This window comes from Streptomyces sp. NPDC021096 (assembly GCF_040641275.1).
GTDB lineage: Bacteria > Actinomycetota > Actinomycetes > Streptomycetales > Streptomycetaceae > Streptomyces.
In genome coordinates, this window is record NZ_JBFADG010000005.1 from 80,691 (window position 1) to 105,325 (window position 24,635).

Annotated in this window: 23 protein-coding genes; 13 read left to right on the top strand and 10 right to left on the bottom strand. The window is 69.4% G+C overall.

Annotated elements, in window-relative coordinates:
* Positions 1–108: 108 nt before the first annotated feature.
* Positions 109–912: a GNAT family N-acetyltransferase gene (locus tag AB0G59_RS10785; protein WP_360910133.1), complete on the bottom strand. Its 804-nt coding sequence runs from the start codon at positions 910–912 to the stop codon at positions 109–111.
* A gap of 168 nt (positions 913–1,080) precedes the next feature.
* Between AB0G59_RS10785 and AB0G59_RS10790 the strand changes: the two genes are divergently transcribed.
* The 4 genes from AB0G59_RS10790 to AB0G59_RS10805 all read left to right on the top strand — a co-directional run bounded on the left by AB0G59_RS10790 (position 1,081) and on the right by AB0G59_RS10805 (position 3,935).
* Positions 1,081–1,239: a hypothetical protein gene (locus AB0G59_RS10790; RefSeq protein ID WP_360910135.1), complete on the top strand. Its 159-nt coding sequence runs from the start codon at positions 1,081–1,083 to the stop codon at positions 1,237–1,239.
* 1,013 nt (positions 1,240–2,252) lie between these two features.
* A complete protein-coding gene (locus AB0G59_RS10795; RefSeq protein ID WP_360910137.1) occupies positions 2,253–2,381 on the top strand; it encodes a hypothetical protein in 129 nt (42 codons plus the stop codon).
* 255 nt (positions 2,382–2,636) lie between these two features.
* Entirely contained in the window at positions 2,637–3,062 is a 426-nt protein-coding gene (locus tag AB0G59_RS10800; protein ID WP_360910139.1) for a methyltransferase, read from the top strand.
* Positions 3,063–3,110: 48 nt separating this feature from the next.
* Entirely contained in the window at positions 3,111–3,935 is an 825-nt protein-coding gene (locus AB0G59_RS10805) for a tyrosine-protein phosphatase (protein WP_360910141.1), read from the top strand.
* A gap of 556 nt (positions 3,936–4,491) precedes the next feature.
* Here AB0G59_RS10805 and AB0G59_RS10810 read toward each other — a convergent pair.
* Positions 4,492–5,214 carry a VC0807 family protein gene (locus AB0G59_RS10810; protein ID WP_360910143.1) on the bottom strand — a complete coding sequence of 241 codons (723 nt, stop codon included), beginning with the start codon at positions 5,212–5,214 and terminating at the stop codon, positions 4,492–4,494.
* A gap of 272 nt (positions 5,215–5,486) precedes the next feature.
* Complete coding sequence (locus AB0G59_RS10815) at positions 5,487–5,648, bottom strand: hypothetical protein (RefSeq protein WP_360910145.1); 162 nt, start codon at positions 5,646–5,648, stop codon at positions 5,487–5,489.
* A gap of 360 nt (positions 5,649–6,008) precedes the next feature.
* Here AB0G59_RS10815 and AB0G59_RS10820 point away from each other — a divergent pair, with 360 nt between their 5' ends.
* The 4 genes from AB0G59_RS10820 to AB0G59_RS10835 all read left to right on the top strand — a co-directional run bounded on the left by AB0G59_RS10820 (position 6,009) and on the right by AB0G59_RS10835 (position 9,026).
* A complete protein-coding gene (locus AB0G59_RS10820) occupies positions 6,009–6,218 on the top strand; it encodes a helix-turn-helix transcriptional regulator (protein WP_360910147.1) in 210 nt (69 codons plus the stop codon).
* Positions 6,211–6,594, top strand: a complete 384-nt coding sequence (locus AB0G59_RS10825; protein WP_360910149.1) for a hypothetical protein — start codon at positions 6,211–6,213, stop codon at positions 6,592–6,594. The genes AB0G59_RS10820 and AB0G59_RS10825 overlap by 8 nt, the downstream gene beginning before the upstream one ends.
* Before the next feature lie 416 nt (positions 6,595–7,010).
* Positions 7,011–8,165, top strand: a complete 1,155-nt coding sequence (locus AB0G59_RS10830; protein ID WP_360910151.1) for a histidine kinase — start codon at positions 7,011–7,013, stop codon at positions 8,163–8,165.
* 183 nt (positions 8,166–8,348) lie between these two features.
* Positions 8,349–9,026, top strand: a complete 678-nt coding sequence (locus tag AB0G59_RS10835; protein ID WP_360910153.1) for a VC0807 family protein — start codon at positions 8,349–8,351, stop codon at positions 9,024–9,026.
* A 180-nt stretch (positions 9,027–9,206) separates the two neighbouring features.
* On the opposite strand, the gene AB0G59_RS10840 is transcribed toward AB0G59_RS10835, so the two are convergent.
* From AB0G59_RS10840 to AB0G59_RS10855, 4 genes are read right to left on the bottom strand one after another with little or no spacing between them, the layout of a single operon-like run.
* A complete protein-coding gene (locus tag AB0G59_RS10840; RefSeq protein ID WP_360910155.1) occupies positions 9,207–10,175 on the bottom strand; it encodes an NAD(P)-dependent oxidoreductase in 969 nt (322 codons plus the stop codon).
* Entirely contained in the window at positions 10,172–10,777 is a 606-nt protein-coding gene (locus AB0G59_RS10845; protein ID WP_360910157.1) for a dTDP-4-dehydrorhamnose 3,5-epimerase family protein, read from the bottom strand. Before AB0G59_RS10845 ends, AB0G59_RS10840 begins: the two co-directional genes overlap by 4 nt.
* A 12-nt stretch (positions 10,778–10,789) precedes the next feature.
* The gene (locus AB0G59_RS10850) at positions 10,790–12,028 is read right to left on the bottom strand and encodes a nucleotide disphospho-sugar-binding domain-containing protein (RefSeq protein WP_360910159.1); all 1,239 of its coding nucleotides are present in this window, start codon (positions 12,026–12,028) and stop codon (positions 10,790–10,792) included.
* Complete coding sequence (locus AB0G59_RS10855) at positions 12,028–13,302, bottom strand: nucleotide disphospho-sugar-binding domain-containing protein (RefSeq protein ID WP_360910161.1); 1,275 nt, start codon at positions 13,300–13,302, stop codon at positions 12,028–12,030. The genes AB0G59_RS10850 and AB0G59_RS10855 overlap by 1 nt, the downstream gene beginning before the upstream one ends.
* 140 nt (positions 13,303–13,442) lie before the next feature.
* On the opposite strand from AB0G59_RS10855, the gene AB0G59_RS10860 reads away from it, so the two are divergent.
* The gene (locus tag AB0G59_RS10860) at positions 13,443–14,249 is read left to right on the top strand and encodes a class I SAM-dependent methyltransferase (RefSeq protein WP_360910163.1); all 807 of its coding nucleotides are present in this window, start codon (positions 13,443–13,445) and stop codon (positions 14,247–14,249) included.
* A 49-nt stretch (positions 14,250–14,298) separates the two neighbouring features.
* Here the strand turns inward: AB0G59_RS10860 and AB0G59_RS10865 are convergent, their stop codons facing one another.
* Complete coding sequence (locus AB0G59_RS10865) at positions 14,299–15,435, bottom strand: nucleotide disphospho-sugar-binding domain-containing protein (protein ID WP_360910165.1); 1,137 nt, start codon at positions 15,433–15,435, stop codon at positions 14,299–14,301.
* A 243-nt stretch (positions 15,436–15,678) separates the two neighbouring features.
* On the opposite strand from AB0G59_RS10865, the gene AB0G59_RS10870 reads away from it, so the two are divergent.
* The 4 genes from AB0G59_RS10870 (at position 15,679) to AB0G59_RS10885 (ending at position 19,942) form a co-directional block, all read left to right on the top strand.
* Entirely contained in the window at positions 15,679–16,743 is a 1,065-nt protein-coding gene (locus AB0G59_RS10870) for a glucose-1-phosphate thymidylyltransferase (protein ID WP_360910167.1), read from the top strand.
* A gap of 47 nt (positions 16,744–16,790) precedes the next feature.
* On the top strand, positions 16,791–17,396 hold the full coding sequence (locus AB0G59_RS10875; RefSeq protein WP_360910169.1) for a response regulator transcription factor: 606 nt from the start codon (positions 16,791–16,793) through the stop codon (positions 17,394–17,396).
* A 182-nt stretch (positions 17,397–17,578) separates the two neighbouring features.
* Entirely contained in the window at positions 17,579–18,766 is a 1,188-nt protein-coding gene (locus tag AB0G59_RS10880) for a DegT/DnrJ/EryC1/StrS family aminotransferase (RefSeq protein WP_360910172.1), read from the top strand.
* 159 nt (positions 18,767–18,925) lie between these two features.
* The gene (locus AB0G59_RS10885; RefSeq protein ID WP_360910174.1) at positions 18,926–19,942 is read left to right on the top strand and encodes an NAD-dependent epimerase/dehydratase family protein; all 1,017 of its coding nucleotides are present in this window, start codon (positions 18,926–18,928) and stop codon (positions 19,940–19,942) included.
* Here AB0G59_RS10885 and AB0G59_RS10890 read toward each other — a convergent pair.
* Both AB0G59_RS10890 and AB0G59_RS10895 read right to left on the bottom strand, forming a co-directional pair.
* Positions 19,870–23,349, bottom strand: coding sequence for an SDR family NAD(P)-dependent oxidoreductase (locus AB0G59_RS10890; RefSeq protein ID WP_360910176.1), 3,480 nt, complete (start codon positions 23,347–23,349; stop codon positions 19,870–19,872). The two genes, AB0G59_RS10885 and AB0G59_RS10890, sit on opposite strands and share 73 nt — an antisense overlap.
* Positions 23,343–24,497 carry a cytochrome P450 gene (locus AB0G59_RS10895; protein WP_360910178.1) on the bottom strand — a complete coding sequence of 385 codons (1,155 nt, stop codon included), beginning with the start codon at positions 24,495–24,497 and terminating at the stop codon, positions 23,343–23,345. Before AB0G59_RS10895 ends, AB0G59_RS10890 begins: the two co-directional genes overlap by 7 nt.
* Between the last annotated feature and the right edge of the window lie 138 nt (positions 24,498–24,635).

Sequence of the window (24,635 nt, forward strand, 5' to 3'; positions counted from 1 at the left end):
ACAGGAATAGGTAGTACACGACTCCGGCATCCCTGGGCAGGGGCAGTCGACCGCATCCCGGTCGCTGCGGTGCGCGGAACGACGTGAACGCCGGCACCTCGGTGGTGGTCATTGTGAGGACCACCAGGTCGACGAGGTGGCGGCGGTGTAGCCCAGGGACTCGTACAGCGGCCGTCCGAGCCGTGAGGCGGTGAGTGTCACCGGAAGGTGCGCCATGGGCGCGAGCGAGCCGAGCATGACGGCCCGCCCGGCGCCGCGGGAGCGGTGCGCCGACGCCGTGCCGACCCAATAGTGGCTGCCGACCCCGTCGTGGACAACGGTGACACCGGCTCCGACCGCCTCGCCGTCGAGGACGGCGAGGAAGACGTCCACGCCTGGCTGCTCGGTCAGTGTCGTGGGGAACATCTCGCCAGGACGGTAGGGGGTGAACCTGGTCAGCTCGAAGCCCTCGATCACGATCTGCTCGGCAGTCTGCAGCTCGCACGCCCGCTGGGCCTGGCTCACCTCCATCGCGGGGGCGGCGACAGGGCCGGGCGGGCGCACCATGATCGGCATCTGCCAGTTGCGCATGCCCAGGTGACTCAAGTCGGTGGAACTGAACGGATCCTCGACATCCACCGGTCCGGTCGACCGGCCGGCCAGCTCGGTCAGCTCGGCGAGCTCGTGCGCCTCGAGGTCGGGTTCCTGCAGCAAGATACGTGTCCCGGCGCGCTCGCCGCCGAGCACGGCGAGGAAGCTGCGTCGGCGGATCACCTCGTGGCCGCGGGAGTTTCCGATCGCGGCCCAGAACGCGGCGGAGTTGCGGGCCTGGCGTATCGCCGCGTCGTCGAAGGCCGCGGGGTGATCCGGATGGTCCTGCCTGCTGCGATCCTCGACACGGGCGTCGGGGGTGGTCTGCCAAGTGTTGGCCACGAATGGCTCCTGTTCAGTGACTGTGCGGTGGTTCAGGCGAAGGGGCAGGCGGACCCGAGTAGAAGTCGACTCGGGTCTTCGTCATGCCTCCGGCCCAACGACGTAATGTCTCTGATAGCTGGGCCGATCTCAACCGAGATTGCTGAGCCATTCGCCCGAGGAGCCCCCGTGAAAATGCTCATCAAGGTGCCGGAAATCGGCGTTCCCGCAGGTCAGCCACTCAGGCAAGGTGGGCAGGTCAGCAAAAGGTCAGCAATGGACCGAGGTAACAGCGGCAAGGCCTGGGGCGACCGCAGTTCCAGTCTGCGCCAGGGATACACATCGTGACGCGAGCCGACGTGTCGCCGCCGGCTCGTGCCGGTGCTGCCGCGTGGTGATGTGGGGAATGAGCCTCTGCTCGGGGGTGCGAGCGCCGTCCTCGCCGCTGAAGGTGACGTGCAGGCGTCGTTCCTTGGCCGTGTAGATCGCCGCACAGGCCCGGGCAGTGACTTGGCACTCGACGAGGCCGGTTCCAGCCGTACGTGCCGCTCGGAGGTCGGAATCGAGAACATCACGCTCTCGACGCGGGTCCGTCGACAGCACGTCGCTGTCCACGACCTGATCACCCAAGGTCGGAGCCGCCGGCCGGCTCGATAGTGCCTCGCGATGCTCGGCCAGGAACGCGAACACACTCCCGGCCGGGATCAACTCCCTGCACGTCGCCCACACATCCGGCCCCACCGGCTCATTCCACGACCGACCCATCACGCCCGCAACTCTGAACTCAGGCAAGGGCCACGGAGCAAGACATCGCGGGCCCCTCACCACCGGACCCCAAGATCTTCATCAGTCTTCTAGGGCCCTTGGCGCCTTCCCGGACAGAGCCATGCCGTACACAGTGCGCGTGGTGACGAAGATGTTGGCGGGTAAGCCCACCGTCTCGAAGAGACGGACGAACGGGCCGCTGACAGCCCGTGGCCGGAAGCCGAGCGCTGCCAGGAGTCGGCTGAGACGCCGGTCTCCTTTGGAGCGACGATCAAGCCCGGACCGACCGGGCGACCCGCCAGCGGATCTCGAACCCGCCTCTAACACGTGCCCCAAGGCTGCTGCCATGACACCTCTGATCAGCATCGCCGTCCTGGTCTGCTGCGGCGGCGTAGCCGGAGTGCTGTTCTCGGTCGCGCTCAGCGTCGTCCCGGCGTTCCTCGCCATGCCGCCCGCGGACAATGCGCGGGTGCACCAGCTGGTGGGCCGGCACTTCGACAAGGAAATGCCGCCCCTCGTGCTGTGCAGCGTGGCCGGCCGGCCCCGGGACGCGGGGCCGGCGTCTCGCCGGCGCGCTGCTGCTGGCCAGGGTGTCGGTGATCTCCCAGTTCGGCAACGTCCCGATCAACCGCAGGGTCCCGAACGCGCTGGCGGAACGTCCGTCGCTGCGCACCGCCCTGGCGGTACTAGCCGCGCCCGCCAACGCCTGCGCCGGCGTCCTCTAGTCGGATCTGTACCCGCATACGGCCTCCGCCCATCACGACAGACAGGGGCACACTGGAACCCGCCCACAGGCGCGATGCTCACCGACGCCGGCACCACCGACCGGTCGCAGACCACGGACGGGCAGGACGCCGGCGCGTTCCTGCGCATGCTGGGCGGCCCGGCCCAGCATGCCCAATACCTGAAGATGATGGACTCGGCCAACGGGCTGGTCGCCCCGCACCTGGCGGAGGCATACGACCGGCCGGCGCGGCGAGGTGCTCGATATCGGCGGCTGCCCGGGCAATCTGGTATCACCGCTCCTGCTCCGATTCCCCCACCTGCGCGCGGCGGTGTACGACCTGGCTCCGCTGGCCGACGCGTTCGCGGGGCGCACCGAACGCCTGGGCATGGCCGGCCGGGCCGCCTTCCACGGCGGTGACTTCGTCGCCGACGAGCCGCTGTCGGTCACCGCCGGCGGCCCGGCCCAACGGTGCGCTGCTCCTCTACAACGCCGTCCTGGCCGAGGAGCCGGCGGACCCGGCGCGGACCCCTGGTCAGCCTCAACACGCTGCTGGTCACCAAGGGCGGCCCGGAGTACACCGCCGCCGAGAGTGCCGGCAGTGGATGTCCGACGCGGGCTGCAAGAAGTCCCCACCTGGCCACTCGGCCACACCAACACCCTGATCATCGGCTGTCGCTGATGAGGGGCCCGCCGGACGGCGGGCCCACCGAACCCACGAGGAGTCCAAGTGCCAGCTCATACCAGCGCGTTCCGCACCAGCCGCCGCATCAGCCGCCGAGGTGCGTTGGCCGGCATCGGCGCGGCCGTTCTCGGTATCGCCGTGAGCCGCGTTCCCGCCGCGCACGCCGTCGACTTCCCGCCGGGCGATCCGCACAATCGCTTCGTCGACGTGGACGGCGCCTTCAACATAAGGGATGTCGGCGGCTGGAATGCCTCCGGCGGCACGATCGCCCCGCGCGTCTTCTACCGCGGCGGCGCGCTCGGCTGGGTCAGCGACGCCGGTCTGACCCAGCTCTCCGCCCTCAAGCTGGCCGTGAACGTGAACTTCCTCAGCCGCGGCGAGATGGAGAAGTCCAAGCCCGACCGGCTCCCCAAGGGTGTGCGGACCATTTCGGCGCCCGTCGAGCACCCCGGGGGCAGCAACAGCCACTCCGGCGGCATTGACGCCTCCAAGCCCGACCCGGCCGTGCTGGCCAAGTTCCGTGACTACGTCACACTCAAAGAGGCGCACGTGTCCTTCGGTCTCGCCGTCCGCGAGATAGCGGCGCTCGGCGGAAGGCCCTTCTATCTGCACTGCAGCTCCGGTACCTACCGCACCGGTTGGGCTACTGCCGTGCTGATGACGATCCTGGGCGTCGACCGTGACCAGGTGAATGAGGAGTTCCTGCTGAGCAACCTGGCCTTCGGCGCCACCTACGCCTGGACCGAGTACCTGGACACCGCCTTCGAGCAGATCGGCGAGTCCTTCGGCTCGTTCGACGGCTATCTCGCCAAGGGCCTGGGCGTCAGCGACGCGGACCGTGGCCGCCTCCGCAAGGCGCTTACAGCCTGACCAGCGCACAACGGCTCATGGAGGAAGGGCGCGCTTCGGGCGCCCTTCCTCAGCTCTACCCACGATTGACGGATCCCGTAGTTCAGTCGACTCCCCGGTGCCCGGCTGCACCCAGAGGTCGACCCGTGTCGCCGCCTCCCGGGCAGAGCGCCTCGTCCACCTTGCCGAGCAGGTGGTGCCCGTGGACGCCCGGGCCAACCGAGGTGGTGGGACGCAGCACCAGCCGGTGCCAACCGTGGTCGAGCACCTAGAAGACCCGGCCCGCCCGGATCCTGCCGGTAGGCCTTGACCACGCGGACCCCGGCGAGCGCCTGCGAGACCGCCTGGGTCAGCTCACCCTGCCACTGCTGCGCGTGCGCGGCCGCCTTGGTCAGCTCCCGGCCGCCCCGGTGGACAAGAAAGACCAGCACCGGGGCAGCAGCGCGCCGAAACCGCCCACCGCTGACAGTGGGGAGCCCCGCAGGCGGCCAGGAAGACCAGCGCCAAGTCCAAGCGGTGCCGGCCGAGGAATCGCCACAGCCGGCGTACCCACCAACCGCGCCGGGCGGACTTCCCCTCAGCTACTGACCGCGCCCTCCGCCCTGGCGGGCGCCGCCTTGAGCAGCCCGGTCCGGCGGGCCCGCGCCGCGGCGGCCGCCCGCGCCCGCATCGTGGCCAGCAACGGCCTGCCCAGCACCCGGCTGGCCAGCGCGAGGCCGATCAGTGCGGCCAGGGTCGGCAGCGGGGAGACCACCACCGCCACGTTCAGCGGCGTGGTGTAGACGATCACCACGCGGAGCACGGCCGCCACCACGAAGCCGACACCCCAGAGCACATTGAGCAGCCGGAACCGGCGCACGAAAGCCGGGTCCTCGGCCCAGGCGGCGTCCCAGGCGGCGATCAGCCGCGGGTCACCCTTGGTGATGAAGGGCGTCACCACATCGTTGATCACGGTGCGTCCGAAGAACGTCGTGACCAGGCCGTAGACGCCGCCCAGCGCGGGCACCACGGCCGACTTGGCCAGCACCAGCCGGGCGTCCCCGGTGATGAAGGTCAGCACCAGGCTGCCGACCAGCGTCACCATCATCATCAGCGGGAAAGCGCTCAGCCGGCGCGTACGGACGCAGCCGACGACGGTACGCAGCCCCGCCGCGGCCGCGCCGACGCTCAGCGCGAGCACCGGCCCCGCCCCGAAGACGAAGTGCAGGACGAAGAAACTGACCGCGGGCGCCGCCATGTCGAGCAGCAGTGGATACGCGGTACGCGCGGCGGGCCCGCGCAGGACAGTCAACAACTTCACGAGTTATTCCTTTCAGGACCGGGCAGCATCCGTCGGGTTCAGACCCCGGTGAGCCGCTCAGCGCGGAATACGGTCTCGACGCCGCGCATCGAGCCCTGCGCCCCTTCGTGGGCGTAGCCGCGCATGGCGTCCTCGTACGCGGCGACGGCCGCCACGGGTTCCCTAGGTGCTCCGCGGCGTAGGCCAGACAGCGGCAGGACGTGCATGCATCGTGCGCCTCCTCACCAGTGCGTGCGGGCCCGGTCGCCCGGGCTGAGTCCATCCCGTGGCGATCAGGTTTCGTTCGACTCGCGTTCGAGCTCGCCCGCAAGTCCGCCTTCACGTCGGGTGGCCTGCCCCGGGCAGCCCTCGACGGCGGCCCGCACGGTGGCCGCCAGCTCCGCTGCGGGCCCCCGCAGCATCGCGAAGTCCTCCTCGCCGTCCTGGCGGAACACCGTCGGCTGGGCGACGACGCACTCGCCGGACCAGGTGCACCTGCTCTGATGATCCAGCGGCGCGTCGATGACGACCCGGTTGTCGGTACTACCCCCATGCCGCCGCTCCTGTCAGGAGGTTCTCGATGCAGGGCAGCCCTTGCACAGGATGGCCATCGTCTCTTCGAGGCCGTCTTCGGGGATGTTTCTCAGGTCGGTCAGGGTGACCTCAGAACCGCCCCGGGCTGCGGCTCGCCGGCGCCCTCACCGATGACCTGATTGGCCATGAGGTCCGGGCGCTCGAGCTGTCCGCACTGGACGTTACGCGGCTGGTGGAAAGCTCACTTGACATCCGGCGAGGAAGGAAAGCACACTTTCCATGTGAGGAATAAGGTCAGGGAGCTGCGCTTGGCGCGCGGGCTCTCCCAGGCACAACTCGGGGCGGCCGTCAGGGTCTCGCGGCAGACGATCAACTCCATCGAGGCCGAGCGGTATACGCCGTCCTTGCCGCTTGCCTTGTCCTTGGCCAGGTTCTTTCAGAGCAACGTAGAGGAGATGTTCTATGCCGACGGGGACAAAGCGCATGACTAGGACCCCGGCCAAGTGGTCCTTACCGGCGTTCTTCCTCGGCTTCGGTGTTGTCTGCTTGGTGACTGCGTCCGTTGGCGGCCATGTTGGCATCGGACTTGTGGTGTTCGGAGTCATGGCGGTGTGCGGCCTGACGTTGCTCGTGCTGGCACACCGCAGTCAGAGCTACCGCGAGGCCGTCGATCATCCCGACGAACGCTCCCGCTCGATCAACGTGCGCGCCCTGGCCGGCGTGGGCGTGATCGTCACGGTGGGAAACATGAGCGCCTTCATCGGCGAACTCGCGTCTGGCCGCAGCGGCAATCCCTACTACTGGATGGTGATAGTGGCCGGGATCGCCTACACCGTGTTCATCATGCTGTTGCGCCGACGCAGCTGAGCAGCTTGTCGGCGGCACACCATGTTCAGGTGCTCGATTGCGCGTGAGCGGTGGCCAGAAGGGCCCGGCGAAGAGATCGCGGAGGCGACCATGGGGGGTGGGGCTGTGCTTTGCGACCGGTGGACAGGCGGGACGCGGCAGCACCGACTCGCCCGCCGGGTGCGCTACCTCATCGCCAGCAGGGGATCCTCCGAGCGGACGACGCACATCGCCCATTCGTAGTCACGGTCGTCGTCACGCGCGCCCAGACGCCAGGCGCACGGCGATGTGCGCAATCCCCTCAACGCTCCGGCGTCTGACGGGCGGCCCCCACGCAGTCGAATGACGACTTACGGCTGCCGTATCCACACTACGGGCCATGCCCGGCTCCGACTTGATCACCGATACCAGCAGGCGGACGCAGCTAGGAGGTTGGCGTGAGCAGCCTGACGCACCCGCAAAATGAGGTGGTGCTCCCCTCGGAACGTCCACGACCCTGGTACGGCCCGATGATTACCGCCGGTGATCCTTACCCTGGCGGGCTTTTCATCCTGCTCCCCCTGTTGATCGGTCCCGCTTATACGGCGATGGGCCTTCCGACTGGGCTCGCGGTGCTCAATTCCGGTGCCCTCGGCATCTTCGCGGCGCTGTTCGCCGTGAGCCAGTGGATCACCCCCAAGTATCCGCTCGCTCTTCGACTGTCGTGCTATGCGGGGTTGACCGCGATGACAGCCTGGGGGGAGTGGGCGCTTGCACCGGGCTGGTGGGCAGCCGCCGTATTGACGGCGGTTGCGTGCGCGAATCTGCTGGTCCACATGCGTGGCTCGGTCCTTGGCATAGCAGCTGTCACGCTGCTGAGCCTTCTCTCGGGTGTGCCGCTTTCAGCGGCAGCGCTGGTTGTGGCCTCCGGAGCCATCGCCATCCTGCGTGGCCGTCTGCTACTGGAGATCGCCCGGTCCCGGGCCAGCAGAAAGGCTTACGCCACAGCAGCGGTCGATAATGAGCGGCTGCGGTTCGCCAGAGATCTGCACGATCTGCTCGGGCACAGCCTGGTCACCATGATGGCGAAGGCGGAATTGGCGGAACGGCTGGCAGGCGTGGATGCGGCAGCGTCAGCGGCGGCCACCAAGGACGTGCAGGCAGTGGGACGGACCGCCATGCTCGAAGTGCAGCAGGCAATCACCGGCTACCGGTCGACTTCATTGGCTGACGAGATCGACCGGGCAAGCCGGAGTCTTGATCCCCTGCTCAACAGCGTCGTCGTCACCATGCCGGATCGGATATGGCCATCCCCGGTCGACTCGGTGCTGGCTTGGGGCGTGCGGGAAGCAGTGACGAACATTCTCCGGCACGCCGACGCCAGCGAATGCGCGATCACCGTCGAGTCGACCGGACGATCGGTCCGGCTCGACGTCGTGAACGACGATCTGGGCGGCCGAAGCGTCGAGACCGGCGGCTCGGGTGGCCACGGGTTGATGGGCCTGCGGGAACGTGCGCGGGAACTCGGTGGCGACCTGACCGCGGGAGTCCGGCAGGGCGGCGGATTCCGGTTGACGATGGAATTGCCGATCGATGCGGACAAGCCGTCCTGATCCGGGGCCCACCGACCGGCCGCACCAGTCGACCGGTGCGTGAGCCGCACCGGAACAGGCACAGGAGAAAACTCCTGAAGAACTCCGTAGTTCCGCCTCTGCCTGGCACTCGGTGCGAGTGAAACGATCAATGACGGGCGGGCACAACGGCCCGGCGTGAGAGAACAGCACTGGGAAGGGCATATGGCAAACGCAACGCAGTCTCGGCCACAAGTCGGCGGTCTGCTGACGATCATCCTCGAGCTGGTCGTGTCCATCGCCGGGTACTACTGCCTGCGTGCGGTTGGCATCGGCGTGATCTGGTCGCTGGCGATTCCCGGCATCGTGGTCGGCCTCATCGCGCTGGGCAGCACGATTCGTCGCAGAAGACTCGACGCGATGGGGATACTCGTACTGCTCGAACTGGCTGCGACGCTGGGGCTGTCGCTCACCACCGGCGACGTGCGGATCGCGGCATGCCGCCAGCCGTTGTACGTGCTGATCGGCGGAGTCTTCTGTCTGTGCACACTGCTCGCGGCCCGACCGCTGACGGCGACCTTCATCGGGTCGGCGGCGACCTTCGGAGATCCGGTCCGGGCCAAGGCCTTCGAGATGGCATGGCAGGAGAGCCCCGACTATCGGCGTGCGCAACGAGCCATGACCACCGCGATCGGCTCCATCATGGTCGTCGACTCTGTGCTGCGGATCGTAGTGATCTACGTCTTCCCCGCCACGCGGATCGATCTCTCGCTCCTGCTGTCGAACGGCGCCGGCATCGTGATGTTCGTGCTGATCGGTTTCGTCGCGCGGGCCATGGTCATGCCGGCCCGGCGGATCGTGCTCGACAATGTCGAACAGCTGAAAGCCGAAGCCGCTCAGTGAGCCTCTTCCATCCCGCCTCTTGGGGTGGCGTTGCAGGTCAGGTGGGTCGGTGGTGGCATACCGAAGCACCCGCCGTCGGTGTCGTGGTTCCACTCATGACACCGACGGCGGGGCTACGTCGGTTCCGTACCCTTCCACGCTCGACGTCTCGTACGAGCCGGTTGCGCACATCCACGGCGACTACTTGGAATGCGTCGGCCGGCAGTCAGTGCAGCTGGCACCGCCCTGAGGATTCACCGCGGCCCACACTTCGGTGAGCGCGTCGCGCAGCTGTTGCCGAGGCCTCCAGCCGAGCAGCTCGGCGGCCGTCGAGATGTCGAGTCGCTGCCATTCCACCCGGTCGGTTCCCGTCGGCGGCGCGTCGTCGAGGATCTCCGTCGGCCAACCGCTGACCGCCACGAGCGTCTCGACCAGTGATCGCACAGAGATCGCCTCCCCGTAACCGAGGTTGATGATCCGGCCGACCGCCTGCCTGGTCCGCGCCGCCGCCAGGACGCCACGGGCCAGATCGGCCACCGACAAGAAGTCCTGTTGGGCCGTCAGGCGGAACAGCCGCAGTACGGCGGTCCGGTTGTCCCGTACCGCCGTCGCCAGCGCCGCCGAAACCATACCCAGCAGGCTCACCTGCGGGCTGCCCGGTCCGATGGTGGTGGGCAGGCGGAGGACCACACCGTCCACCTCGCCTCGCCGGGTGGCCGCGAGCACCGCTCGGGTGGCCGACAGCTTGCTTCTGCCGTAGACGCTCCCAGGCCGTGCGATGGCGTCTTCGGCGACCGCCATGCCGGCAGGCACGTCGCCGTACTCCTTGGCAGAACCCAACTGAATGAGACGGGTCCGCCGGGGGTGTTTGGCAAGCGCGGCCACCAGCCGGTCGACCAGTACGGCATTTGAATCGATCACCTCCGATTCGCTCAGTTGCCATACGCCACCGGCTGCGTTGACCACCAGGCTCGGCTGTGCCTCGGCCAGCACGTCGGAAATGTTGTCACTGGTCAGATCGGCCACCAGCAACCGGGCTGCGGTGACTGGTGCCGGTCGGCGCCCTACGGCGACCACCGACCAGCCTGCCGCGGTCAGTTCCGCACACAGCCGATGACCCAGGTAGCCGGTGCCGCCCAGCACGAGGGCGCTGGGCTGCGAAGCGGTCATGTCGGCCTGCCCGGGTCCGGCTCGGCAAGAGTCCGGCACTCGTCATACGTCGGCAACAGCCCTTCATCCAGGCAGTCGCGCAGCCCGCGGCCCTCGGTCGCGATATCCGAGGGGATCGGGTGGGGGACCGGCCAGGTGATGCCGAGTTCGGGATCGAGCGGGTTCAGCACGTACTCGATGGCCGGAGCGTACGAAGTGGAACACAGGTAGGCGACGGTGGTGTCCTCGGTGAGGGCGCAGAACCCGTGCGCGAAGCCTTCGGGCACATACACGCTGTGGTGTTCCGCCGCGTCCAGTCGCACGGTCTCGTGCTGTCCGAACGTCGGCGAGCCGAGCCGCAGGTCCACCAGGACATCGACGATCGCGCCGGTCATGCAGGTGACGTACTTGGCCTGTCCCGGTGGGGTTTTTGTCATGTGTAGACCACGGATCGCCCCGAGCCGGGAGACCGACAGGTTGACCTGTGCGACGTCCAACGTGTGCCCCGTGGCCGCGCGCAGCCAGTCGGCGCGAAACCCTTCGAGGAAGACGCCCCGCTTGTCGCGATGCCGGTCGGGTATCACCTCGAACGCACCCTGCAGAGTCAGCGGACGAGCCTTCATCTGACCTCCCTTTCACCCTCTGGATGAGGACCCTCTGGATGAGGAGAACGTCGGTTTCCTGGCGGCCCACGCGCCCGTGCCTGCCGCTGAGTCCCGCTCGAACCCGGCGACGACCTCGGCCGGCGTAGGCAGGGCCACATGCTCGTCCCGTAGTCGCATGGCGGCCCTCTGATAGCTGGGTAGATCGGCGACGAACCGGCTGAGCGCCTCTTTGAGGGTGGCGTCCTCCAGGCCGACCGGCCACAGGTGACGTCCGCTGCCGGTGGCTTCGACCTGCCGGGCGTTGACGATGGCATCGGGCCACCAGGGCACGACGAACTGCGGGGTACCGCAGCTCATGGCCGTCATCGTGGTGCCCGCGCCGCCCTGGTGCACGATGGCCGCGCAGCTCGGCAGCAGCAGATGCAACGCGACCGGGCCGACGTGTACGACGTTCTCGGGCAGGTCGGTGAACATCTCGCGGTACTCCTCGTGTACCGCGACGACGACCTCCACGTCCTGGTCCGCGAGGGCCCGCACGACGCGGGGAGCGAGAATGCCCTCGTTCCACCCGAACCTGTACAACGACCCGCCCCAGGAGACGACGATCCGCGGCCGGGTGGGCGGGGTGCGCAACCACGGCGGAAGCTCGGCGGCACCGTTGTAGGGGATGTAGCGCATGGGCGCGCTGTTCACCTTGGGGTGCACCCGACGCAGCCGTGGTGGGCACGGGTCCAGCGTCAGGTCGCCGAGCAGGTTCACCCGGTCCGCCTTGAGCCGTTGGGCGAGCCCACCCAGCATCTCGTCCTCGATGCGGGCGATTTTCGCGGCCGAGTCGGTGGCCCACAGCAGGCGCATCGAGGGAACCCCGAGCGCACCGGCGAGAATCGGGCCCAGGAAGGCCATCGGCTCGAAGACGACGAAGTCCGGCCGCCACTGACGGGCGAATTCCGTTGCCTCCTCGGCCATTGCCTCGGCGGACTTCGCGATCCGGTACAGCGAGACGATGCCGTTCTGCCTGTGTGGGCTGTTCTCCACGGTGGCGCGGTCGTTCTCCGGGCGCCAGTCCCGGTACATCTCTGACAGCTGGTCGACGATGTCGAGGTCCGGCCCCGCGGGCAGTGCGGGCAGCCCGGATCCTGTGATGGTGGGAGCGAACGACGGCTGGCTGGCCACCATCACCTCATGACCCGCGGCGCGCAGTGCCCAGCCCAGCGGCGCCATCGGGTAGAAATGAGAACTCCACGGCCAGGTGATGAACAGTGCGCGCATCAGCGTGTGCCTCCACTTATTCGGTCCGTGGTCATGTTCGGGCAGCGAGCTGGGGAACGACTGGTACCCGGCTGGGGACGGACCTGGGCCCAGGGACCGGTGCGGTCGCCGAGCTGGCCGGCGAGCAGGGCCGCGACGTCGGCGGGGGTGGGCAGCGCGCGGTTCTCCCGGTGCAGTCGGTCGGCGTGGACCTGGTAGGCGGGCAGGTCACCCAGGAACGCGTCGAGTGCGGCGGTGAGTGCGGTGTCGTCGAGGTCGTACGGTTCGAGGTGGCGTCCTGCGCCGGTGGTCTGGAGCTGCCGGGCGGTGAGGACACCATCGGGGATCCAGGGGAGGACCAGCTGAGGGACACCGTGGCTCATGGCGGTCATGGTGGTACCGCCGCCGCCGTGGTGGACGATGGCGGCGCAGCTGGGCAGCAGGAGGTCCAGGGGAACGGGCCCGACGTGGATCACGTTGTCGGGCAGCTCCGTGTAGTGCTGACGTTGGTCGGCGGAGGTGGCGACGATGACGTCGACGTCGTAGCGGCCGAGCGCGCGGACGATACGCGGACCCAGGGTGCCGTCGTGCAGGCCGATGGGAAGGAGGGTCTTCCCCCAGGTGACAGCGATGCGTGGCCGGTCGGGCCGGCGGCGCAGCACGGCGGGCAGCTGGGCCGGGCCGTTGTAGGGGACGTAGCGCATCGGCTGGCGGGTGACGTCGTCGGCGGGGACCTGCAGCCGCGGTGGGCACGAATCCAGCGTCACACCGCCGAGCGGAGCGAACTCGTCCACGCCCAGCCGTTCGGCCAGGCCGCCGAAGAGTTCGTCGCCGAGCAGGGTGATCGCGCGCGAGAAGTCCATTCCCCACAGCAGCCGCATCGCGGGGACGCCCAGGTGGGCGGCGATCAGCGGCCCCAGCAGCGCCATCGGCTCGTACACGACGACATCCGGTTGCCACGAGTGCGCGAAGGCCAAGGTCTCGTCGGCCATCGCCGCGGCACAGTCGGCGGCAAGTTGGTAGGTTCGCCGACCCCGAGGGCCCTTGGGCGTGCCCTCCGAACCGTGCGTAGGCACGCGTGGGCGCCAGTTTCGGTACGCCGCGGTGACCCGACCCTGCATGTCGATGTCATGGCCGACCGGCAGGGCGGGCAGGCCCGCGTCGGTGATGGTGCCGGTGAAAGAGGGCTGGCTGACCACCATGACCTCGTGGCCGGCAGCCCGCAGTGCCTGACCGAGCGGGACCATGGGGTAGAAGTGGGTGTTCCAAGCCCAGGTGATGAACAAGGCGCGCATCCCCCAATGGTTGGCCGGGCTGCTCGCAAACGACTGGGGAGCACCGCCGGACCCCTGCCGGAGCCCCGCCCCACCGCATTCCCACCGGTCCTCGAGGCAGCACGGTAATGCTGCCCCGAACGGCAGGAGAGGAATTCGGCATGCTCGCGAAAAAGGACATCCCGCGCGAATACCGGGAGTGGAACAAGCGCTGGGGGGCACCCTACGGTTTCCACGTCGACAACTCGCAGGTGAACCTGCAGAGGTTCAGCGTCGAGAACCCGGAGCGCTATGGGCCCTTCGGTTTTCAGCCGACGAGCCACACCAGGACCATGGAGTATCCCTGGGCCTTCTTCACCGCCGACCCGCGGCCGGGAATGCGGGTGTTGGACGTCGGCGGCTGGCTCAGCGGGCTCCAGGTCGTTCTGGCGAAGCAGGGGTGCGAGGTCGTCAACGTCGATCCGTCGGAGGACGAGAAGTGGTCGATCGGCGTCGAGAAGACCAACGACGCGCATGGGGAGATCCACCGCTGGTTCACCTCGATGTTCGACGTGGACGTCAAGCTGGTCGGCAAACGCCTGCAGGACGCCGACCTCGAGGCGCATTCGTTCGACCGGATCTTCGCCATCTCGGTTCTCGAGCACGTGGATCAGAACGAGGCCGAGCTGATGGTGGACACCATGTGCCGGCTACTGGCACCCGGTGGCCTGATCGTGCTGAGCATCGACCTCTTCCTCGACGTCAAGCCCTTCGGGCTGGTTGAGAAGAACATATGGGGACGCAATACCGACGTGCATGCCCTGTTGTCGCGAAACGATCTGACGCTCGAGGTCGGCGACCCGGCCGAGCTGTGCGGATTTCCGGAGTTCGACCCGCAGCGCATCGCGGACCGGATCGACGAATTCTTCATCGGCTGGAACTATCCGGTACTCAGCCAGTTTGTCGCGCTGCGCAAACCGCTTGGCTGACAGGTACTACCGTTCCGACAACCGCCAGGGTGCGGCCCCGCCCGCTCCGCTACCCGACGCCCCGCTCTGCCACGAGGCGCTCGAGCGAGTCCACCACCCGGGCCGCGGAGGGCTGGGCCGCCATCTCGGCCCGCAGCCGCAGTGCCTGTTCGCGATGGCCTCGGTCGGCCAGTAGCCGCTCGACGTGGTCGCGGACGGCCTCGGCGGTGACCGATTCCGCGGACAGCCACCTTCCCGCGCCGCTACGGGTGAGCCGCCGGGCATTCCAGACGTGGTCGACCGACATCGGCAGCAGCAATTGCGGCACACCGTAGGCCAGCGAGGTCATGACGGTCCCGCCGCCACCCTGATGGATCACCAGCTCGCAGGTCGGCAGCAGCAGGTGCAGGGGGGTCGGGTCGATCACCCGCACGTTGGCCGGCAGCGGATCGAGGACCGCGTGTGTGCGCTTGCCGGCGATCGCCAGTACCTCGACGTTCAGCCCGGCCAGGCCCCGCAACACCGCGGCGAAGAACTCCCCGGCCGTGTCCGTATCGCCGTTGAGCCCGGTGATGCTGCTGGCCAGCAGGACGATGCGCGGTCGCGTGGGCGTGTCCAGGTGCCAGGGCCGGAGGACGCCCGGGCCGTTGTAGGGCACGAAACGCATCGGCAGACGTGTCACATCGAGCTTGGTTTGCAACGACGGCGGACATGGGTCGACGGTGACCGTGCCCAGGGTGTCCATGGGAGCGACCCCGATGCGCGCACACAGTTCCGCGAGTGCCTCCGGCTCGGATTCTCTGGTCACCGAGGTGTAGTCCATCCCCCAGATATGTCGTGCCGAGGGCACGTTCACGGCGGCGGCGGTCAGTGGTCCGACGAAGGTGGTGGGATCGTAGACCACCAGATCAGGTCGCCACCTCCGGGCGAATCGCAAGGTGTCGTCGATCGTCGTCTCGGCCATCGCCCGGTACATCGCCACGGCATGGGGGCCCAGCTCCCGGACATCCTCGACCGTCGCGGGTCCCGGCAACCCGGCAAGCCAGTCGAAGTAGTACCCGGTCATCTGGCGAATGGTGTCGGGACGTTCCCTTCCGAGCACCACGGCAGGCAGTCCGGCGTCCCGGATGGCCGGCACCAGGCCCTCGGTACTTGCGACGACCAGTTCGTGCCCGGCGGCCCGCAGCGCCCAACTCAGCGGAACCATGGGCTGCAGATGCGAGGGCCATGCCCATGTAGCAACGAGAACGCGCACAAGCGGTCGCCTTCCTCTACGAGTAGTTCCCTCGACCATGGATCGAACCGGTCGAAGACCACTCGAGAAGCACCCGACAGTGTGCCGGGCGAGCGTCACACCACCGGATGTGTTCTTGCCGCGCGCCTGTGGGGAGACGTCATGTCGACCGGGCCATCAGCGGTATCCGAGAAGGCCGTCTTAACGTCCCGCCGCATGAAGGCACTCGTTTTGGCCGGTGGCTCGGGCACGCGCCTGTGGCCCCTGACCCACACCTCGCCCAAACAACTGGTACCGGTGGCCAACAAACCGGTCCTCCACTATGCCCTCGAGGACATCGCACGAGCCGGGATCACCGAGGTGGGGATCGTGGTGGGCACGACCGGCTTCGAGATCCAGGAAGCGGTGGGCGACGGTTCCAAGTTCGGTCTGCAGGTGACCTACCTGCCCCAGGAAAGGCCGCTGGGACTCGCGCACGCCGTCCTCGTCGCCCGGGACTACCTCGGCGACGACGACTTCGTGATGTACCTGGGTGACAGTTTCGCCATCGGCGGGGCCGCGTGCCTGGTGCGCGAGTTCTGTGCCGACCGGACCGACGCCAGGGTCCTGCTCACCCAGGTGCCGGATCCGACCGCCTTCGGCGTGGCCGAAGTGGCCGACGGCGGGCGGGTCCTGGGTCTGGAGGAGAAACCGGCGCGGCCCAAGAGCGACCTGGCCCTGGTCGGCGTGTACGTCTTCACGCCGGTCGTGCACGAGGCGGTGCGGGCCATCGCTCCGTCCGGACGTGGCGAGCTGGAGATCACAGACGCCATCCAGTGGTTGCTCGACACCGGACACGAGGTCCGGTCGACACGCTTTCCCGGCTACTGGCAGGACACGGGCGACGCCACCGGCGTACTCGAGGCCAACCGGTCGGTACTGGAGAACGTCGAGTCCCGGACCGAGGGCACGGTGGACGCGGACAGCGAGGTGATCGGCCGGGTCAGGATCGAGGCCGGCGCACAGGTGCGCGCCTCCCGTATCGTCGGCCCGGCCGTGATCGGCTGCAACACGGTCATCAGCGACTCGTACGTCGGCCCGTACACCTCCATAGCGGAGGGCTGCCGGGTGCGGGACACCGAGATCGAGTATTCCGTCGTACTGCGCGAGGCCCGCCTGGACGGCGTGCGCCGGCTCCGGGAATCCCTCATCGGCCGCAATGCGCGGGTGACCCCCGCCGCGCGGAAGCCGTTCGGCAACCGGCTGATCCTCGGCGACCACAGCGAGGTGCAGATCTCGTGATAGGGCAGATCCGTTGAGGGCACCGACGTGAGGGAGAGTGGGAGTTCGTGATCAATGTGGCGATTGTCGAGGACCAGGCGATGCTGCGCTCGGCCATCGTGGCCCTGCTGGAACTGGAGCCCGATATCACGGTCGTGGCCCAGCTCGGCCGGGGGGACACGGCCGTGGAGACCCTCGCGGGCACCGGATGCGACGTCCTCCTGCTGGATGTCGAGATGCCCGGTGTCAGTGGCCTGGACGTCGCCGAGGCGCTCAAGCGGCATCCCGACCCACCGCTGGTGATGATGCTGACCACATTCCAGCGGCCGGGGTACGTGCGGCGGGCGCTGGAGGCGGGGGCGCGGGCCTACATCACCAAGGACTCGCCGGTGGGCGAGATCGCCGCCGCCATCCGACGGGTGGCCGCGGGCGAACTCCTCTTCTCGGGCCAGCAGGTGCGGCTGGCCATGGAGTCGGGCGACTGCCCGCTGAGCAGGCGGGAACGTGACGTGCTGCGTGCCGGGCAGTTCCACGACACCCTTGCCGACATCGCGGAACACCTGCACCTGTCGGTGAGCACCGTCAGCAACTACATCACCGCGGCGATCGCGAAGACCGCGTCCCGCAACAGGGGCCAGGCCATCCGGATCGCGCGCGACCGCGGCTGGTTGTAGCGGGAGGCACTCGCGCGGTCCTTCACCAGTCCTCGACCGGTGCGATCCATCGTGAGGGACCTGAGAGAAGGGGTTCCTTTCATGCGTGTGCTCGTCACCACATGGGCATGGAGGCCGCATGTCGTGTCGCCGGTCCCGCTGAGCCGGGCCGCCCGCTCCCCGGGGCTCGTGTGGGAGCGGCGGTGAAACGGACGCTCGGGAGCCTGGCCGTTCTGGGGGGCGCGCCGGCGTTCGGCACTCCCGTGACCTTCGGGCGGCCCAACATAGGTTCACGCAAGGCGTTCTACGACCGGCTGGAGAAGGTTCTCGACAGCCGATGGCTCTCCAACGGCGGCGTCCTGTGCGAGGAGTTCGAACGGCGCGTCGCCCAAGAGGCCGGCACCCCGTACTGCGTCGCCACGTGCAACGCCACCTCCGCGCTTCAGCTCGCCTTGCGGGCACGGGGCGTGACGGGAGAGGTGATCATGCCGGCTTTCACCTTCGCGGCCACCGCACATGCCCTGTCATGGATCGGGCTGACTCCCGTCCTGTGCGACGTCGACCCCGAGGACGGCTCGCTGCTGCTGTCGGAGGCCGAAGCCCTCATCGGCCCGGACACCACGGCTATCCTGGGCGTCCACATCTGGGGCCGAGCCAGCCGGCTGGACGAGCTGACCTCGCTGGCGCGGCGCCACGGTCTCGCCCTGGTCTTCGACTCCGCGCACGCCTTCGGATGCGGCTGGAACGGCCGGCGCATCGGCGGCTTCGGCGACGCCGAGGTATTCAGCTTCCACGCCACGAAGTTCATCAACTCCTTCGAGGGCGGCGCGCTGGTGACCTCCGACGCGGAACTGGCCCGTCGGGCCCGCCAGATGCGAAACTTCGGCATCTCCGGACATGACGACGTCGTCTCGGTGGGCACCAACGCCAAGCTGCACGAGGCCAGCGCCGCCATGGGACTCACATCCCTCGACGGCATGGACTACTTCGTGCGCCGCAACCGGGAGAACTACCGGCGCTATCGGGACGAGCTCGCCGACACGCCGGGACTGCGGGTGCTGGAGATCGACGAGCGCGAAGCCAACAACTACCAGTACGTCGTCCTCGATGTGGACGCCGCGGTCACCGGACTGGACCGCGACGACCTGCTGGCGGTCCTGGCGGCGGAGAACGTCGTCGCCCGCCGCTACTTCTACCCGGGATGCCACCGCATGGCCCCCTACCGCACTCCCCGCCTGTTCCCGGGCACCGACAGCATCGCCGCCCGCGTCATGGCGCTCCCCACCGGGGAGTGCGTCACCGCCGCCGACATCACCGCGGTGTGCGCGATCATCCGGTTCGCGGTGGAGCGGGGCCACGAGATCACCCGTTGCCTGCGCCGGGCCGCCTGATCACTCCGGGGACTTAACCAGGACGTCTCGGGAACCGGTAGAACCCACGTGCAGGAGCGGACGCCGACACCCGTCCAGCGGCGCTGGAGCGACGCCCTCTGTACTGGCCTTCCGGTATGACCGAGCTTGCGCCAAACACAAAAAAAGGGGGCGTACGAGATGCCCGGACACGCATCCCGCACGGAGCACAGCACCGTACGCCGGGCAGTGGTGATCGGAGCGGGCGGATTCATCGGCAAGGAGCTCAGCGAGGTACTGCGTCGGACCGGCATCGACACCGCGTGTTTCACCAGGAAGGCCGGCTTCATATCGCCGATAGGGCTCGCGTACTGCCTGCGCACCGCGGACGTCGTCTTCTACCTCGCCAGCAGCATCAACCCGCTGCTCGGCGAACGGCACCCCGAACGGGCTCGGGCGGACCACCGGTTGTTCGCGGAACTGCTCCGCCGGCTGGCACAGATGCCGGATCCGCCCGCGGTGATGCTGTCCAGCTCCGGCGGCACGGTCTACGACCCGGACGTCCGCCCGCCGTTGTCGGAAGTCTCGTCCACCCGCGCCACGTCCTCCTACGGCGCCGCCAAACTGGCCCTGGAGGAGGAATTGGCCGCGTACTCCGGCACCATCCCGGGCATCATCCTGCGCCTGTCGAATGTCTACGGTCCCGGGCAGCGCGCCACCGCCGGGCAGGGCGTGCTGGCCCACTGGCTGCGCGCGGTGCACGAAGGTACGCCGCTGAGGATCATCGGTGACCCGGCCTCCACCCGGGACTACGTGTACATCGACGACGTCGTCGACTGCATGCACCGGCTTCTGTACGCCGACCGGAGCGAGCTGCTGGCCGCCTGGGGAAACCCACTGGTCCTCAACGTCGGCTCGGGGAGGTCCACCTCGCTCGCCGAACTGGCCGACGTGGTACGGACGGTGGTGGACCGCCCCCTGGCCTTTGAACACGTACCGTCCCGAGGCCTCGACCGCGCCCATGTCCGGCTGGACGTCCGGCGTGCCCGTGAAGCCATCGGCTGGCAGGCGCGGACGTCCCTGACCGACGGCGTCAGGGCGGCGTGGCGGGCGGGCGTTCCCCTGCCGTCACGGCCCCTGGGCGGTCACGATGGGACGGGCCCGTCAGCGGCACGCTCGGCAACGGTGGCGAGCGCGCGCGCCGTCGGGTTCTCGTAGATGTCGGCGACCCGGACGCGGGCGCCGCAGCCGTCGGACAGGAGAGCGGCCGCCCGGATCACCATGACCGACGTCCCGCCCAGGGAGAAGAAGTTGTCGTCGACCCCCACGTCCCGCCGCTCCAGCACTTGCGACCACACCCGGACGACGGTGTCCTGCCATGTCGTCAGCGGGCGCCCGTCCCCGGCGGTCGCCAGGGCGGATCGCGGGGCATGCCGGTCCGCGTCCTGCGGCTCGGCGTTCTGTCCTGGGACGTATCCCAGCAGCATGTAGGGCTCGTCCGCGCCGAGCGCGCTCTCGAACAGGTCGACCGCCTCGTCCCGGTTCATGGTCCGAAAGCCCCGGCGGCGGACCGCCACGTCGAGCTCGGCGGCCTTGCGGCTCATGCCGAGGCCGGACCACACGCTCCACGCCAGGGCGTGCGCCGCCCCGGACCCGGGCCGGCGCGGGCCGCGGGCGAAGGCGTCGACGCCCGTGCAGGCCGCCGCGTAGGAGCCGAACGGCGAGGCCCCGAAGGCGCCGTTGAGCGAGGAGAACAGCACCAGCGTGCACGAGGGGCGCCGGGCCGCGAGTCGAGCGGCGGCCCAGGCGGTCAGAAACGTGTTCCGCAGGACGGAGCGGAACGTGTCCACCGGCTCGTTCGCCACCACGTGCCGTTCCGGCTCCAGCCAGTTGCCGCCCACGTCCTGCGACGCGAGATGCAACACCAGCCCCACGGTGCCGCCCCACCGGGCCTCCGCCGCGGCGACGCCCCGGTCGAGGGCCACCTCGTCGCCGGCGTCGCAGCACACATAGTGCACGCGGCCCCGCTCCGCCAGCGCGGTCAGGCGTCGCGCGCGCTCCCCGGTACCGCCCACGCGGGCCGGGGTGCGTCCCACGAGCACCAGGTTCATGCCGTAATGGTCCTGGAGGTGACGGGCGAGCTCGTACCCCACATCGCCCAGGCCGCCGGTGATCAGTGCGGTGGCGCCGGTGCGCAACGCGGACGGGGCGCCCCGGTCAGCCGGAGCCGGAGCCTTCACCGGGACCTTGCGGGGTACATACCGGATGCCGTCCCGATAGGCAGTGACGGCCTCACCGGCGGCGCTACGAGCCTCCCGACGCAGGGCGTCCAGGACGGCGGCGGGGGTCTCGGCCGTGCCGAAGTCCACCTGCCGCACGTCAAGCCGCATGCCCTCCGTCCGTACCGTCCTGACCAGCCCGGTCACGGTCGCCGCCAGGGGGTTCACCGGCTCGTCGGCACGGACCGCGCAGGCGTGGCGGGTCGCGATGAGAAGCCGTTCAGGGGGCGCCGGGGCACGCTGCGCGGATTGGAGGGCGACCAGCAGCGAGGCGGGCCCGCCGCCGTCGAGGACCTCGGGCCGCGGTGTCCCGGGCGGCGTGGTTTCCGGGCCGGGCAGCCAGGTGTAGACCGCCGACCGGGGACGCAGGCCGTGACGGTCCAGGGCGGCGTGGACAGCCGCGTGGCAGGCGGCGTCGTCCGGGTCGATCTCGTACCGCAGGGGGGTCAGTTCCCGGAAGGCGGGGCCGCGGGTGACGACGACGCTGCCGGGCGGCGCGATCCGCGCATCCTCCGCGTCGCCGAACAGCAGCAGCGCCCCTGGCCCGGTCCCCTCCAACCCCCCTGGCGCTGTCCCCTCGGCCGGCGGCGCCGTGGTGGGGTCCCAGATCTCCGTACACATCCAGGAGGCCGGGTCCTCGGAGCGGGCGTACTCCTCGGCGAGTCGCTTCCGCTGGATCTTGCCGATCGCGGTCTTGGGGAAGGACTCCGCCGGGATCACGACCACGTCGTCCGGTGCGAAACCGAACTCGCGTCCCGTCACCTCGCGTACCGCCGCGCCGAGTTCCTCCGACGTCGCTGTGGAGCCGGGGGTGCCGGCCGCGAAGACGACGGTGCCGCACCGTCCGCTGCGCGTGTGCACCCCGCACACCGCGACGAAGCCGGGCCTGAGGTCGGGTACCGACTCCAGCGCCGCCTCGATGTCATGGACGGGGACGTTGACGCCGTTGACGATGATGGCGTCGGTTCCCCGGCCCACGATGGTCAGCTCGCCCTCGTGGACGAACGCCCGGTCCCCGGTGCGGAACCAGCCGTCGGCGGTGAACGCCCGGTGATTCGCCTCCTCGTCGCCCACGTAGCCGCGGAACAGCGTGGACCCGCTGATCTCCAGTTCGCCCACCCAGTCGCAGGGCAGTACCTCGCCGTCCTCGCCGGTGACGCGGACCGTGACGCCCGGCAGCGGGACGCCCGTGACGGTGAGCGGAAGCGAACTCGTCCGCTCGGGGCGGACGAAGGCCAACTCGCCGTCGAGGGAGGCCGTGTCCACATGCACCATGCCCACCGCGGTGTCGGTGGCGTCCAGGCACGAGTAGACCACTCCGGAACCCGTCTCCGACATGCCCCAGCTCGGCTGCACGGCGGTCGCCGGAAGCCCGTGGTCGGCCAACAGGACGGCGAACTCCTGGGCGGTCGAGCCGACGACAGCCTCACCGCCGTTGAGCACGTGCCGCAGCGCTCGCAGGTCCCAGCGGCGCCCGGTGCCCTGGCGCAGTTCGCCGTTGACCAGGCCGTAGGCGAAGTTGGGTGCCCAGGTCATCGTCACGCGGTGCGCGCTGAGCAGGTCGAGCCAGGCGAGGGGGTCGCCGAGGACGAGGCGGGTGTCCACATCGACGTAGTGGCATCCCAGGAAGGCGGATTGGAGGCACCACATGACCAGGCCGCCGACGTGGTCGAGCGGCATCCAGTTCAGCGCGACTTCGTCGGCCCGGAACCCGTTGTGCCGGGCCGCGGCCCAGGCGCGGTGGGCCAACGCCCGGTGGGTCAGCGGTACGCACTTCGCCACGCCGGTGCTGCCCGACGTCAGCAAGTGCACCGCGACATCGTCCGGGCACCGCGGTACGGCCTCACCGGGATGCGGTTCGGTCGCCTGGCCGCCGGACGGGGGCAGCGAGCGCAGGTCGAGGCGGCGGATGGCGGCGTCCTGGCCGGCCCAGTCCTCGTCGACGATGACCAACGGCCCGCCGAACAGCTCGCACACCCCCGCCAGTCGGCGCCGGTCGGCCTCCTCGGACCGGCCCGCCGTCGGCGGCGCGAACGGCGTCGGTACCACTCCCTCCAGCACGCACGCCCAGAACGCGGTGAGGAAGCGTGTGTTGTCGCGTACCGCGAGCACGACAGGCTCACCGGGACGGGCGCCCACCGCGCGCAGTGCCGACCGCACGTGGCTCGCGGCGCGGACCAACTCGCCATATGTGAGCACCAGTTCGTGGCCGTGGGCATCGATGGTGGTGACGGTGCGGCCGCCGTCCACCGCGTGCAGCAGTGCGGCGTTCAGGGTGGCCGGCCAGTCGGCGGGCGGCTCGGCCGCCTCCCCGCGCAGGACCGCCTGCTGTGGTGCGTTCACCACGTGACCTCCAACCTCTTCAGCCCGAAGAGCACGGCCTCGTAGTCGACCGCGTCGTCGGTGACGGGTTGCGCGAGCCGCAGACCGGGCAGGCGCTCCAGCAGAGTGGTCAGGACGACGGTCAGCTCGAGCCTCGCCACCCGCGCCCCGATGCAGGCATGGGGCCCGTGACCGAAGGCCAGGTGCCGTGCCGGGGAGCGGTGGATGTCGAAGCGCTCCGGATCCTCGAAGACCCTCGGGTCCCTGTTGCCCGCGGCGCCCAACAGCACCACGCCCTCGCCGGCGCGGATCGTCGTCCCGTGCAGTTCGATGTCCTCGGTCGCGATCCGTACGGCGGCGAGCTCACCGACCGACAGGAACCGCAGCAGTTCCTCGACCGCCTGCGGTACCAACGCCGGATCCCGGCGGATCGCGGCGAGCTGCTCCGGATGGCGCAGCAGCGTCAGGACACCCAGCGAGATCATGTGCGCGGTCGTCTCGTAGCCCGCCATCAAGATGACGAACACGCTGGCCAGCATGGACCACGCGTCTAGCCGACCGGCCGCGACGTGCTCCCGGAGCACCCTGCCGATCATGCCGGCGGAGGCGGGGGAGCCGGCCGCGTCGTCGGCGATCTCCTTGACGAAGGTGAACAGCTCCTCGTACGCCCTGGTGTCGCGGTGGCTGAGCGCGGCCACCGACAACCGCTCCAACCTGGGTAATTCGCCCTCCGGCACGCCGAGGATCCGGCCGACCGTGAGCGCGGGCACGGGCATCGCCAGCGACGTCACCAGGTCCGCCGGCGGTCCCTGCGTGACCATCCGGTCCAGGTGTTCGTCGACGCAGTGCCGCACGAACGGCCGCAGCCCGTCGACCTGCCCGGGCCGGAACTCCGGCAGGAACATGCGGCGGTGCGTCAGATGGTCCGGCGCGTCCATGCTGAGAAACACCGGAATGTCGGCGAGCTGGGCGGTCTCGCTGTCGAGGAAGGGAAAACCGGGCCGCGACCGGTCCGCGCTGAGCCGGGCGTCGGCCAGCAGAGTCCGGATGTCCTCGTAGCGGGACACCAGCCACACCAGGGCACCGTCGGCCAGGCGCGCCCGCCGGACCGGCGCATGCTCGCGCATCTCGGCGTAGGCGGGGGACAGCCCGAACGGGCAGGGTCGGCGCATCGGGAACAGCGGCGCGCCCCCGGGCACGGCTCCCACCGGGCACGTGTCCCCCGCTACGGGGCGGTCTCCGCGTCCATTGGGGGCGTTCATGTGCCGGCCTCCGGTCTCCTCGGTTCCGCCACCGACCCTGGTACGCGC

What these genes read in the sequence shown, in the direction of transcription:
- AB0G59_RS10825 (WP_360910149.1), top strand. Translation starts at nt 6,211, where the DNA reads ATGACTAGGACCCCGGCCAAGTGGTCCTTACCGGCGTTCTTCCTCGGC.
- AB0G59_RS10895 (WP_360910178.1), bottom strand. Translation starts at nt 24,497, where the DNA reads ATGCGCCGACCCTGCCCGTTCGGGCTGTCCCCCGCCTACGCCGAGATG.
- AB0G59_RS10860 (WP_360910163.1), top strand. Translation starts at nt 13,443, where the DNA reads ATGCTCGCGAAAAAGGACATCCCGCGCGAATACCGGGAGTGGAACAAG.
- AB0G59_RS10865 (WP_360910165.1), bottom strand. Translation starts at nt 15,435, where the DNA reads ATGGTTCCGCTGAGTTGGGCGCTGCGGGCCGCCGGGCACGAACTGGTC.
- AB0G59_RS10855 (WP_360910161.1), bottom strand. Translation starts at nt 13,302, where the DNA reads ATGCGCGCCTTGTTCATCACCTGGGCTTGGAACACCCACTTCTACCCC.
- AB0G59_RS10840 (WP_360910155.1), bottom strand. Translation starts at nt 10,175, where the DNA reads ATGACCGCTTCGCAGCCCAGCGCCCTCGTGCTGGGCGGCACCGGCTAC.
- AB0G59_RS10845 (WP_360910157.1), bottom strand. Translation starts at nt 10,777, where the DNA reads ATGAAGGCTCGTCCGCTGACTCTGCAGGGTGCGTTCGAGGTGATACCC.
- AB0G59_RS10835 (WP_360910153.1), top strand. Translation starts at nt 8,349, where the DNA reads ATGGCAAACGCAACGCAGTCTCGGCCACAAGTCGGCGGTCTGCTGACG.
- AB0G59_RS10885 (WP_360910174.1), top strand. Translation starts at nt 18,926, where the DNA reads ATGCCCGGACACGCATCCCGCACGGAGCACAGCACCGTACGCCGGGCA.
- AB0G59_RS10850 (WP_360910159.1), bottom strand. Translation starts at nt 12,028, where the DNA reads ATGCGCGCACTGTTCATCACCTGGCCGTGGAGTTCTCATTTCTACCCG.
- AB0G59_RS10870 (WP_360910167.1), top strand. Translation starts at nt 15,679, where the DNA reads ATGAAGGCACTCGTTTTGGCCGGTGGCTCGGGCACGCGCCTGTGGCCC.